This is a genomic window from Rhodococcus rhodnii NBRC 100604 (assembly GCF_001894925.1).
Lineage (GTDB): Bacteria > Actinomycetota > Actinomycetes > Mycobacteriales > Mycobacteriaceae > Rhodococcus_F > Rhodococcus_F rhodnii.
In genome coordinates, this window is sequence record NZ_BCXD01000037.1 from 20,561 (window position 1) to 32,327 (window position 11,767).

General features: G+C 69.2%; 11 protein-coding genes. 8 read left to right on the forward strand and 3 right to left on the reverse strand.

The window, feature by feature from the left end; genetic code table 11:
• Positions 1 to 156: 156 nt before the first annotated feature.
• The 8 genes from RR1_RS19740 (at position 157) to RR1_RS19775 (ending at position 7,599) form a co-directional block, all read left to right on the forward strand.
• A complete protein-coding gene (locus RR1_RS19740; RefSeq protein WP_010839861.1) occupies positions 157 to 1,146 on the forward strand; it encodes a sugar-binding transcriptional regulator in 990 nt (329 codons plus the stop codon).
• Positions 1,113 to 2,501, forward strand: a complete 1,389-nt coding sequence (locus tag RR1_RS19745; RefSeq protein ID WP_010839862.1) for an ABC transporter substrate-binding protein — start codon at positions 1,113 to 1,115, stop codon at positions 2,499 to 2,501. The genes RR1_RS19740 and RR1_RS19745 overlap by 34 nt, the downstream gene beginning before the upstream one ends.
• Positions 2,502 to 2,521: 20 nt before the next feature.
• Positions 2,522 to 3,457 carry a carbohydrate ABC transporter permease gene (locus RR1_RS19750; protein WP_010839863.1) on the forward strand — a complete coding sequence of 312 codons (936 nt, stop codon included), beginning with the start codon at positions 2,522 to 2,524 and terminating at the stop codon, positions 3,455 to 3,457.
• The gene (locus RR1_RS19755; RefSeq protein ID WP_010839864.1) at positions 3,457 to 4,326 is read left to right on the forward strand and encodes a carbohydrate ABC transporter permease; all 870 of its coding nucleotides are present in this window, start codon (positions 3,457 to 3,459) and stop codon (positions 4,324 to 4,326) included. The genes RR1_RS19750 and RR1_RS19755 overlap by 1 nt, the downstream gene beginning before the upstream one ends.
• Before the next feature lie 68 nt (positions 4,327 to 4,394).
• On the forward strand, positions 4,395 to 5,495 hold the full coding sequence (locus tag RR1_RS19760) for an ABC transporter ATP-binding protein (RefSeq protein ID WP_010839865.1): 1,101 nt from the start codon (positions 4,395 to 4,397) through the stop codon (positions 5,493 to 5,495).
• A 138-nt stretch (positions 5,496 to 5,633) separates the two neighbouring features.
• Positions 5,634 to 6,278, forward strand: coding sequence for an IclR family transcriptional regulator (locus tag RR1_RS19765; RefSeq protein WP_010839866.1), 645 nt, complete (start codon positions 5,634 to 5,636; stop codon positions 6,276 to 6,278).
• Complete coding sequence (locus RR1_RS19770) at positions 6,275 to 7,012, forward strand: IclR family transcriptional regulator (protein WP_010839867.1); 738 nt, start codon at positions 6,275 to 6,277, stop codon at positions 7,010 to 7,012. Before RR1_RS19765 ends, RR1_RS19770 begins: the two co-directional genes overlap by 4 nt.
• A complete protein-coding gene (locus RR1_RS19775) occupies positions 7,012 to 7,599 on the forward strand; it encodes a TetR/AcrR family transcriptional regulator (protein ID WP_040774979.1) in 588 nt (195 codons plus the stop codon). The genes RR1_RS19770 and RR1_RS19775 overlap by 1 nt, the downstream gene beginning before the upstream one ends.
• Before the next feature lie 53 nt (positions 7,600 to 7,652).
• On the opposite strand, the gene RR1_RS19780 is transcribed toward RR1_RS19775, so the two are convergent.
• The 3 genes from RR1_RS19780 to RR1_RS19790 form a co-directional block, all read right to left on the reverse strand.
• Positions 7,653 to 8,786: a 3-ketosteroid-9-alpha-monooxygenase, oxygenase component gene (locus RR1_RS19780; protein ID WP_010839869.1), complete on the reverse strand. Its 1,134-nt coding sequence runs from the start codon at positions 8,784 to 8,786 to the stop codon at positions 7,653 to 7,655.
• A gap of 124 nt (positions 8,787 to 8,910) precedes the next feature.
• Positions 8,911 to 10,494 carry an acetolactate synthase large subunit gene (locus RR1_RS19785; RefSeq protein WP_010839870.1) on the reverse strand — a complete coding sequence of 528 codons (1,584 nt, stop codon included), beginning with the start codon at positions 10,492 to 10,494 and terminating at the stop codon, positions 8,911 to 8,913.
• Positions 10,491 to 11,767: aldehyde dehydrogenase (locus tag RR1_RS19790; protein ID WP_040774982.1), on the reverse strand; the 1,277-nt coding region annotated here is incomplete at its 5' end. The genes RR1_RS19785 and RR1_RS19790, both read right to left, overlap by 4 nt.

Sequence of the window (11,767 nt, forward strand, 5' to 3'; positions counted from 1 at the left end):
TTCCGAAGTCGGTGTTGTGTACGTCACAGTTGAATGCTAGCGTACTGCGCATCTTCTCCACCACTGCGCATCTGCTCACCGCAGTCGCACCACCCGACTGCGCACCACCCGACTGCGCACCACCCGACTGCGCACCACCCGACTGACGGAGGATCAGTGACGACCCCCTTCGCGACGACCGGCAACGGCACCGACGCCGCCGTCGACGTCCGGTTGCTGGTCCGCGCCGCGACGATGTATCACGTCGAGGGCATGACCCAGGCGAAGATCGCCGAGCGACTGGGCGTCTCCCGTGCCACCGCCGGCAGGCTCGTATCGCGGGCCCACGCGCAAGGACTCGTGACGGTGTCCGTTTCCGCCCCCGCGCACGTGGCCCTCCACCCCGAACTGGAACGCGACGTCGAGCGCGCTTTCGGACTCGACGAAGTGGTGATCGTGGCGGACGAGGTGGACGGCGGGGTCCTCGGGAACGCCGCGCTCGGCCAGGCCGCGGCACCCGTGCTCGCCCGCCGACTCGGCGCGAACGACACCTTCGGATTCACGTGGGGACCCGAACAGCTCGCGGTGGCCGACGCCCTCACCGGTGGGTCGTGTGCGCGCGTCGTCCAGATGGACGGCTCGATCACCTCCGCGAACTACCACACCGGGGTCGATCACACCCTCGCGGTCTTCGCCGACCGGCTCGGGGCGCAGCCGCTCCGGCTCGTCGCCCCGCTGTACGCCGATCCAGCCACCGTCGCTGCGCTGCACCGCGATTCGATCGTCTCCCGCGCCCTCGATGCCGCTGCGGCGTGCGACGTGATGCTCTTCGGCGTCGGATCGGTCTCGACGTCCACGACGCTGTTCGAGGGCGCCTTCATCGACTCGGCCGTCCTCGCCGAACTGCGCGAGCTGGGAGCAGTCGGCGAGATCGGCGGGCGCTTCTACGACGCCGAGGGCGCACCCGTCGCCTCGACCCTCGTCGACCGCACCGTGTCGGTGGCGCTCGACCGCGTTCGCGCGTGCCCGGCGTCCGTACTCGTCTCGGGCGGTGACCCGCGCCACGAATCGATCCTCGGTGCACTGCGCGGCGGCTTCGCCTCGATCGCGGTGACCGACGCCCGCACCGCCCGGTGGCTGCTCGACCGACAGGAAAGACGATCGTGACCACGATCCGACCACGGCACCTGCGCGCGACCGCTGCCCTCGCCGCCCTGACCCTCGTCACGGCGGGCTGCGCCGGGGCCGGTTCGCTCACCGGCGGCGGCAGCGACACCGTCACCATCGCGATGGTGTCCAACTCCCAGATGACCGACGCCGTGAGCCTCTCGCACGAGTTCGAGGCCGAGAACCCCGGCGTGACACTGAAGTTCGTGACCCTCTCCGAGAACGAAGCGCGCGCCAAGATCACCGCGTCCGTGTCCACGGGTGGCGGCGAGTTCGACGTCGTCATGATCAGCAACTACGAGACGCAGATGTGGGCCGAGAACGGCTGGCTCGTCGACCTGCAGCCGTACATGGACGCCTCGGAGGGCTACGACGCCGCCGACTTCGTCCCGACGCTGCGTGACGCGCTGTCGTACGAGGGATCGATGTACTCGGCACCGTTCTACGGCGAGTCGTCGTTCCTCATGTACAACAGGGCGATGTTCGAGCAGGCGGGCGTGAGCCTGCCGGAGAACCCGACCTGGCCCGAGGTCGCCGAGGTCGCCGAGCAGTTGCACTCCGACGACGTCGCCGGAATCTGCCTGCGCGGCAAGCCTGGATGGGGCGAGCTGCTCGCCCCGCTCAACACCGTCGTGAACGCCTTCGGCGGCCGCTGGTACGACGAGGACTGGAACGCGCAGCTCACCAGTCCGCAGTTCCGCGACGCCGTGAAGTTCTACGTCGACACCGTCCGCGAGAGCGGCGAGCGCGGCGCGGCGTCGAGCGGCTTCCAGGAGTGCGGAAACCTGTTGTCGCAGGGCCAGGCCGCGATGTGGTACGACGCGACGTCCGCCGTGTCGGTGCTCGAGAGCCCCGACACCTCGACCATCGCAGGCGATGTCGGCTATCTCCCCGCGCCCAGCATGGCGAAGGGCGACAACGGCTGGCTCTACACGTGGTCGCTCGGCATCCCCACGAGCAGCGATCGCCAGGACGACGCGTGGAAGTTCATCGAGTGGATGACGAGCAAGGACTACATCGCGCACGTCGCCGACGAACTCGGCCCGACTCACGTGCCCCCGGGAAGCCGGCTCTCGACGTACGAACTACCCGCCTACCAGGAGGTCTCGGGCCCCTTCGCACAGCAGACGCTCGACGCGATGCGTACCGCCGATCAGGCGAATCCCTCGCTCGACCCGGTCCCCTACACCGGCATCCAGTTCCTCGCGATCCCCGAGTTCCAGGACCTCGGGACACGGGTGAGCCAGCAGATCAGCGCGGCGATCGCCGGACAGACGGCGGTGGACGACGCACTCGAACAGTCACAGCAGTACGCCGAGGTCGTGGGCGCCAGCTACCGAAACAGCGCGGGTTGACGGAAAGAGGTGAAGAAGCCGTGACCACCACCGCCGACACCGGACCGGCTGCGCCGCAGCGGGTCCCGGATCGAGTATCGCGAGCGGAGGGCTGGCGGCGCCGCGGGCCGATGCTCCCTGCGCTCGTCTTCATGATCGTCGTGACGCAGGTACCGTTCCTGTTCACGCTGTTCTACTCGACGCAGTCGTGGAACCTCGTCCGACCGGGTTCGCGCGAGTTCGTCGGCCTCGACAACTTCGCCGCCGTCTTCCGCGACAGCCAGTTCTGGACGGTCACACTCAACACCGTCGTCCTCATCGTCGGCACCGTCGTGATCTCGGTGGCACTCGGCCTGTTCTTCGCGTTGCTGCTGGACCGGAAGTTCCTCGGCCGGGGCATCGTCCGCACGCTGCTCATCACCCCGTTCCTCGTCACCCCCGTCGCCGCGGCGCTGCTGTGGAAGACCTCGCTGCTCTCCCCCACCAACGGCCTCGTCAACTGGCTCCTCTCGCCGTTCGGGGTGCGAGTCGACTTCCTCAGCCAGTTCCCGCTCGCGAGCGTCATGGCCGAACTCGTCTGGCAGTGGACGCCGTTCATGATGCTGCTCATCCTCGCCGGCCTGCAGTCGATGCCGAAGGACATCCAGGAGGCGGCCCGAGTGGACGGTGCGACGTCGCTGCGGCTGTTCCGCGAGCTGACGCTCCCGCATCTGCGGCGGTTCATCGAACTCGGCACGGTGCTCGGCGCGATCTACCTCGTCAACACCTTCGACGCCGTGTACATGATGACGTCGGGCGGGCCGGGCGTCGCGAGCGCGAACCTGCCGTTCTACATCTACCAGCGGGCGTTCCTCGGCTTCGACATCGGCCAGGCCGCCGCGATGGGCGTCGTGACGGTGGTCGGCACGATCGTCGTCGCGACCCTCGCGATTCGCTTGCTGTTCAAGAGTTTCAGTGTCACGGAGGAGGCAGCCTGATGACCGCGACGACCGTGCGTCCACCGGTATCCGTCGACGTCCCCGACATCCCGCGCAAACGGCGCCCCCGCGCCGCCGCGCTCACGGTGTTCACGTGGATCGTCGCCCTCGGCTTCTTCTTCCCTGTGCTGTGGATGGTGCTCACGGCATTCAAGCAGGAGAACCAGGCCGCGACCGATCCACCGACCTTCCTGTTCACGCCCACCCTCGATCAGTTCCGGGCCGTCTTCGACTCCGGAATCGGTACGGCGCTGCTCAACTCGGCCTTCGCGACGGTCGTCTCCACGGCCCTCGTTCTCCTGCTGGGAGTGCCGGCGGCATTCGCGTTGTCGCTGCGGCCGATCAAGCGCACCCCCGACGCACTGTTCTTCTTCATCAGCACCAAGATGCTGCCCGTCGTCGCCGCGATCATCCCGCTCTACGTGATCGTCGGGCGCATCGGAATGCTGGACAACGTGTGGACGCTCGTCGTCGTCTACACCGCGATGAACCTGCCCATCGCGGTCTGGATGATGCGCTCGTTCTTCCTGGAGGTGCCGCGCGAGCTGCTCGAAGCGTCGAGTATCGACGGCGCGAGCACGTGGACGGCGGTGCGCGAGGTGATCCTCCCGCTCGTGTCCCCCGGGATCGCCGCCACCGCGCTGATCTGCGTGATCTTCTCGTGGAACGAGTTCTTCTTCGCCGTCAACCTCACGGCCGTCAACGCCCAGACGATGCCCGTCGCGCTCACCGGCTTCATGTCGGGCCAGGGCCTGTTCTGGGCGCAACTGTCCGCCGCGTCGGTGCTCGCGGCTCTTCCCGTCGTCGTGTGCGGCTGGATCGCGCAGAACAAGCTCGTGCGCGGCCTGTCCTTCGGCGCGATCAAGTAATCCCCGCACCCGGCCACCCGGCGCCGGCCCACTCGTCCATCCACCGCCCGTTCCGACCAGGAGTCGACATGGCATCCATCGCCTACCAGCAAGCATGTTGCGTCTACCCGGGGGCCGAGCGGCTCGCGGTCGACCGTCTCGATCTCGACATCCACGACGGCGAGTTCGTCGTCCTCGTCGGGCCGTCCGGCTCGGGGAAGTCGACCGCGCTGCGGATGCTCGCGGGGCTCGAGGACATCGATTCCGGTGCCATCGAGATCGGCGGCCGCAGCATGGTCGGCGTGGCGCCGAAGGACCGCGACATCGCCATGGTGTTCCAGAACTACGCGCTCTACCCCAACAAGACCGTCGCCGAGAACATGGGCTTCGCACTCAAGATGCGGGGCATCGGCATCGACGAGCGGCGCCGGAAGGTCGAGGACGCCGCACGGCTGCTCGATCTCACCGAGTACCTCGACCGCAAACCGGCGCGGCTGTCGGGTGGTCAGCGTCAGCGCGTCGCGATGGGCCGGGCGATCGTCCGTGAGCCGCAGGTCTTCTGCATGGACGAGCCGCTGTCGAACCTCGACGCGAAACTGCGCGTGCAGACCCGCACCCAGATCGCCGCACTCCAGCGACGGCTCGGGACGACGACGGTGTACGTCACGCACGACCAGATCGAGGCGATGACCATGGGCGACCGCGTCGCCGTCCTGCGCGGCGGCGAGTTGCAGCAGTTCGCGGCGCCGACCGAACTCTACGACCGCCCGCGCAATGCCTTCGTCGCCGGCTTCATCGGATCGCCGTCGATGAACCTGTTCACCGCACCCGTCACCGACGGGACACTCTCGGTCGCGGGAAGCCCGCTCGAGCTCGACGCCGCGACCCGCGCACTCCTCTCCGGACGCTCGTCGGTCACCGCAGGTATCCGGCCCGAGCACCTGACGGTGAGCTCCGACGGCACCGGAATCGACGCCGACGTCGTCCTGCTCGAAGAGCTCGGCAACGAGACCCTCGTGCACGGTGAGGTGAAGGATCCAGACATCCGCACGCTCGACGGTGAACCCGTCACGTTCGTCGCGCGGTCGCCGCACCGCGCCCCCGCCAAGCTCGGCGACGGCATCCGGCTGAAGCAGAGCGCCCCTACCGTGCACCTCTTCGACCCCGAGAGCGGTGACCGGGTGGGGTGACCCGACGCCCGGTGACCGCGCGAGTCCACTGGGTGGTCACCTCGCTTCTCGTCCCCTCCGCACGCGGCTACGGTCGTCGGACGATCTCGTTGATCGATCGATCAACGAGATGCCGCCGGACGGGAGGAGGAGTCGCGCATGGTCTGCCCCACCGACGCACCCGAGACGGTGCTGGGGCGCGTCACCCGCCTGCTCGACGCCTTCCGCCACGGCGACGGACTCACGCTGTCGCAGCTGGCGCGGCACACGGGGTTCCCGCCGTCGTCGACGCATCGCATGCTCGGTCAGCTCGTGGACGCAGGACTCGTCCGGCGCAGCGAGACCCGTTACCACCTCGGCACCGCACTGATCGAGCTCGGCGGTCTCGCCGTCGCGTACGACCGCATCCACCGGGCCGCGCTGCCGGTCCTGTTCGGGCTCCGACGCGAACTCGGCGTCGACGTGCGTCTGACGGTGCTCGACGGCGACAGCCTGCTGTGCCTCGCCGCCGTCGGCCGATCGTTCGACGCGGCCTCGCGCGCGGGCGAACGGCGGCCCGCCTGTGGGTCCGCCGACGGAGTCGCCGCCCTCGCGCACCGCGCGGGCGAGCCTCGCGAGTTCGTCGCGACGGGCGAACGGATCCGGTGCGTCGCCGCAGCGTTTCCCGCCGGTGACGGTGAGACCGCGGCACTCTCGGCGAGCGCTCCGCGCGAGCGGGCACCCCGCGAGCTCGGCCGTCGCGTCCGCTCCGCCGCCGACACGATCGCGGCGCAGCTCACCGGCGCCGCGGCGGGCCCGCCGTGACGACACGCCGCGCCGCTCCCGCCGTCATCCCGCGGCTCGCCGGAATCCTCGACGAGTTCCGCCGCCTCGACGAGCGCCTGCACGACGGCACGCTCACCCTGTCGGAACTGGCCCACCGCACAGGCCTCCCGCGTTCGTCGGTGCATCGCCTCGTCACGCAGCTCGTCGACGCCGGCTGGGTCCGGCGCGAAGCCGGTGGCTACGCGCTCGGGCGCACCGTCTTCGAGTGGGGTGCCCTCGCCCAGCACCACGACCGGCTGCACCGGGCGGCCCTGCCCGCCCTCGACGAACTTCATTCCGTCACCGGGCTCGTCGTACATCTCGCGGTCCTCGACGGCGAGGACGTGCTCTACCTCGCCAAGGTCGGGGTCGAGTCGATTCCACTTCCATCTCGCGTGGGTGGCCGGCGTCCGGCGTACCGCACCGCGCTGGGCCGGGCGATGCTCGCCGACGCTCGCCTCGACACCCACTGCCGGCTGCGCCGTGATCTCGCCGTGGCGCGCCAGCGTGGCGTCGCGTACGAGCGCGGTGAGTCGGTACGCGGGATCGCCTGTGTCGCAGCACCGATCGGCGGTCGAGGATCGTGCGTCGGCGCCGTGTCGGTCACCGGCGAGCTCGACGCGGTCGATCCCCTCCGTCTCGCCACGCCGGTGCGGCTCGCCGCCCGTGCCGTGTCGCGAGCACTGTCCACGGCCGACACGAGCAGCACGAGCAGCACGAGCAGGAGCACATGATGGACCCGCACGAACGCCGCCGCCAGATCCTCGATCGCGCCGCCGAGATCTTCGCCGTGAAGGGCGTCGCCGCCACGTCGATCCGCGACATCGCGAGTGCGGTCGGCGTCCGATCCGGCGCGCTCTACCACTACTTTCCGTCGAAAGAGGCGATCGTCACCGAGATCGTCCGGGAGTACATCGACCACATCGCGAGCCGCTGTCGCGCCGTCGCGCTCGGTACGCGGCCCCCGCTCGACCGGCTCGCCGCGCTCGCGGAGATCGCACTGGACTCCAACGTCCGCTACAGCGGCGCCACGTCGATCTGGCGGCGCGAGGGCGACGCCATGCGCCGGCGGGTCGAGGCCGCGGGCCTGGCCGAGCGTGCCGACGAGATGCAGCAGACGTGGCGTGACGCGATCGCCGCGGGCATCGCCGAGGGGACGCTGCGCACCGACGTCGACCCGGACGTCTTCCGCGAGATGCTCTACGACGTGCTCTGGCAGTCGACCCGCTGGTATCGCGGCGACGGCGACACTCCCCCACGCGATCTGGCCGCCACGATCGTCACCGTCTTCGTCGACGGAATGCGTCGCCGCGCACCGTGACACACCGCGCACCGTGACACCGCCCGCCCGGTGCGGGCGGGGCAGTCACTCGGTCACCGTGCGGCGGCGATGTTCTCGTCGACCTCCCGATGCCACGACTCGAGGGCCCGTGTCGTGTCGACCTCGAACTCGTAGCGTGCGGTCATGTCGGGCGTGACGTCGTCGAGGTCGACGTAGAACTGGCTGTACCAGCGCCGCAGCTGATAGACGGGGCCGTCCTCCTCGGTGAGCAGCGGATTCTCGATGCGCGACTTGTGTTTCCAGATCTCGATGTCCTGGTGGAACTGCTCCTCGAGACCGTCGGTGAACAGGGTCGCCATCTCGCGGGCCTGTTCGTCCGACATCACGTCGACCTTCTTCACGATCGTGCCGAACTGGAGCACGAACGAATCCGACGTCACCGGGTAGTGACAGTTCACGAGCTTCGACTCGATCGTCGTCCCCTCGGCGACCGTCTGGATCGTGTCGAGCATGAAGGACGGTCCGTAGTACAGGGCGTCCGAGACGGTCTGCGCCTCGGGAAGATCCATCTGGACCCCCGTCTTGATGTCGTCACGGCCGTAGGAGCGCATGTACTGCGCCGCGACGTGCCCCTCGAAGACGTTCTTGAAGAACTCGGGCATCTGGTAGTGCACGTAGAAGAAGTGCGCCATGTCGACGACGTTGTCCACGATCTCGCGGCAGTGCGATCCGTCGACCCGGATCGTCGTCCACGTCCAGTCGCTCCACTGCCCGTCCTCGTACCCGTCGATCTCGGGGACGGTCACGTTCGCGGGCGGGGTCGAGCCCTGCGGGCAGTTCCACACGAAGAGAAGCCCGTTGCGCTCCATCGTGAGCCACGACTTCGTGCGAGCGAGCTTCGGTGTGCGGCGCGCGTACGGAATCGCCTCGCAACGACCGTTGCCACTCCATCGCCAGTCGTGGAACGGGCATGCGATCGCATCGCCCTTGATCTCGCCGTGCGCGAGATTGCCGCCCATGTGCCGGCAGAAGGCGTCGAGCACGTGCAGAGCACCCGCGGTGTCGGCGAAGACCACCAGCGACGTCCCGAAGACGTCGATCTGGTGGGGCCTACCGTCGCGGAAGGATGCGGCGAGGCCGAGGCAGTGCCAGCCGCGGGCGAAGCGAGTGGGGTTGGTTCCGGCGTCGATGTCTCGGGTCTCGACGCGATCGAGCTGGGTCGTCACGGTGTCCTCCGTAGGCGTGGTCGGATGATCCGAGGCTAGGAATCGCCCGACGCCGGGGCCACGACGTTTCACTCCAGCGGGACACCGATGTCGGAGGTCCGCGGTCCTCCGGCGCCTCGCGCCGTCAGACCACCACCGCCTCGACGAGCGTCGGGCCGGGTTCGCAGTGGGCACGAGTCAGCGCTTCCCGAAGCTCTCGTACGGTGCCCGCGCGCACGGCCGGAACTCCGTATCCGCGGGCCGTCGCCTGCCAGTCGAGTGCCGGGCCCGTCAGGCTCGTCATCCTCTCGGCGACGTGTCCTGGGGCGTGGCCGAGACGCTTCAGCTCCGTCTCGAGGATGCCGTACCGCCGATTCGAGACGAGGACGACGGTGACGTCGGTGCTTTCACGTGCCATCGTCCACAGCGTCTGCAGTGTGTACTGAGCACTGCCGTCGGACTGCACTGCCACGACACGGCGTCGGGGCGCCGCGAGCGCGGCGCCGAGCGCGACGGGCAACCCCTGGCCGATCGCCCCACCCGTGTTGGTGAGGACGTCGTGCCGTGCGCCTCCTGCCGACGCGGTGAAGAAGCCGTGTCCCACCGTGCTGCCCTCGAGCGACACGATCGCGTCGTGGGGCATGGTCTCGGCCACCACCGCCCCAACACTCCAGCCGTCGAGGGATTGCCCGTCGCTGTACTCGGGGACCACCGGCGCGGCCACTGGACGCCGGGCGACGCGAGGCCGAATGTGAGCGAGCGCCTCGTCCAGCGCCTCGAGCGCGACGAGAGATGCTTCGTCCTCGGTTGCGAGCGTGAGGCACTCGAGTCCCTCGGCCAACTCGCCCGGTCGTCCGGCGTAACCGAAGAACGCGACGGGCGGACGTGCCCCGACGAGCACCAGCGGCGTCGCCGCCACCAGTGCAGCCGCGGCGTCCTCCGGGAAGTAGGGCAGCCTGCCGAACTCGGGAACATCGCCGCCGCGCGCGATACGGGCCATCGTCGTCCCCGTGAACGCCGTGCCCCCGGTTCGGTTGCACAACCGCTCGACGACGACGCGCGCCGACACGTCCAGAGCATCCGCACCGAGAAGAAACAGCGGTCGCGAATCCGGTTGTGCCAGCCGGGCGGCGACGGCATCGACCACCGCGCCGTCCGGTACCGGACGCGCGCGGGGCCGGCGACTGCCGTACCGCGCGATCGCGTCGGCCGACAGCGGGACCGCAGTATCGGTCTGGTGGTCGGCGGGAACGACGAGCGTGGCGACGTCGCGCCGATCGGTCGCGGCCCCCCACGCGTCGGCCACCGCGAGATCCACTGCGCCCGGTGAACTCGTTCGCCCCACCCAGCCGGACATCGGCCGGGCGAGACCTTCGACATCGGTGGTGAGCGGTGCGTCGAGGCGCAGATGACCGGTGGTGTGGTCACCGACCACCACGAGCATCGGACTGCGCGCGCGGTGCGCGTTGTGCATGTTCGGCAACCCGTACGCGAGCCCAGGGCCGAGATGGAGCAACGTCATCGCCGGTGTACCCGTCAGACGCGCGTAGCCATCCGCCGCGCCCGTCGCGACACCTTCGAACAGGACGAGACAGCTCCGCATCGCATCCGACCGGTCGAGGGCCGCGACGAGACCCATCTCGGTCGTACCCGGATTGGCGAGGCACAGCCCCACCCCGTGCGCGGCTGCGGCCGCGACCAGACGATCCGCACCGGTCGTGTCGCTCACGACGCCGTGACCGTGTTCTTGACCTCCGAGTAGAAGTCGAAACTCCACTCGCCGCCCTCCCGGCCCACACCGGAGTCGCCCGTCCCGCCGAACGGGGCACGCAGATCGCGGACCCAGAAGCAGTTCACCCACACCGTGCCCGCGTCGAGCCGAGCTGCGACCCGCTCGGCTCGTGCGGTGTCCCCGGTGAGCACCGTTGCCGTCAGTCCATACCGGGTCGAGTTGGCCATCGCGATGGCCTGTTCCTCGGATACGAACGGCTGCACGGTCAGGACGGGGCCGAACACCTCCTCGGTGACGATCTCGGCATCCGGTTCCATGTCGGCGAGCAGCGTCGGACGGTAGTAGAGGCTGCCGTCGTCACGGAGCGGACCTCCCCCGAACACCGCGCGCGCTCCGTCGCGACGCGCGCGCTGCACGAAGCCGTCGACGCGCGCGAACTGTTCGTGATGGATGAGCGGACCCATGTCGGTCGTCTCGTCCCGCGGGTCACCCACGGTGAATTCCGCCATCTCCGCTGCGAAGCGCTCGACGAAGCGGTCGAACACCGATTCCGCGACGAGCAGCCGGCTGCCGATGAGACACACCTGGCCCGCGTTGGAGAACTGCCGCTTGGCAGTCGTCACGGCGACCTCGAGATCGGCGTCCTCGAACACCAGCAGCGGCGACTTGCCACCGAGTTCGAACGAGCACGGGGTGAGATTCGGTGCCGCCGCGGCGGCGATCGCCCGCGCGGTCGGTACCGAACCGGTGAAGCTGATGCGCCGCGCTCGTGCATCGCCGACGAGCGCCGCACCCACCTCGTCGCCGAAGCCCTGTACGACGTTGAGGACGCCGTCCGGAAGCCCTGCCTCCGCCGCGACGTCGGCGAGCATCGAGGCCGTCAACGGCGTCCACTCGGAAGGCTTGAGCACCACACTGTTTCCGCAGGCGAGAGCCGGAGCGACCTTCCACGACTCGAGCAGCAGCGGGCCGTTCCACGGATTGACCAGGACGACGGGCCCCGCGCCCGCGATGCTCGCGCTCGCGCGATAGCCCGGTCCGGAGAACTCGGGTTCCGACCGTTCGAGCAACATGTCCGCGAAGACGCGGAAGTTCGAGGCGGACCGCACGATTCCACGTTCACCGCGGTAATACGTCAGCAGGCCACCCTGGTCCGCGCTCTCGACGCGGGCGAACTCGTCGGCACGCTCCACGATCAGATCGTGAATGCGATGCAGGACCGCTGCGCGGTCGGCCGGCGCGGTGTCCCGCCACTCCGGGAAAGCCTTAC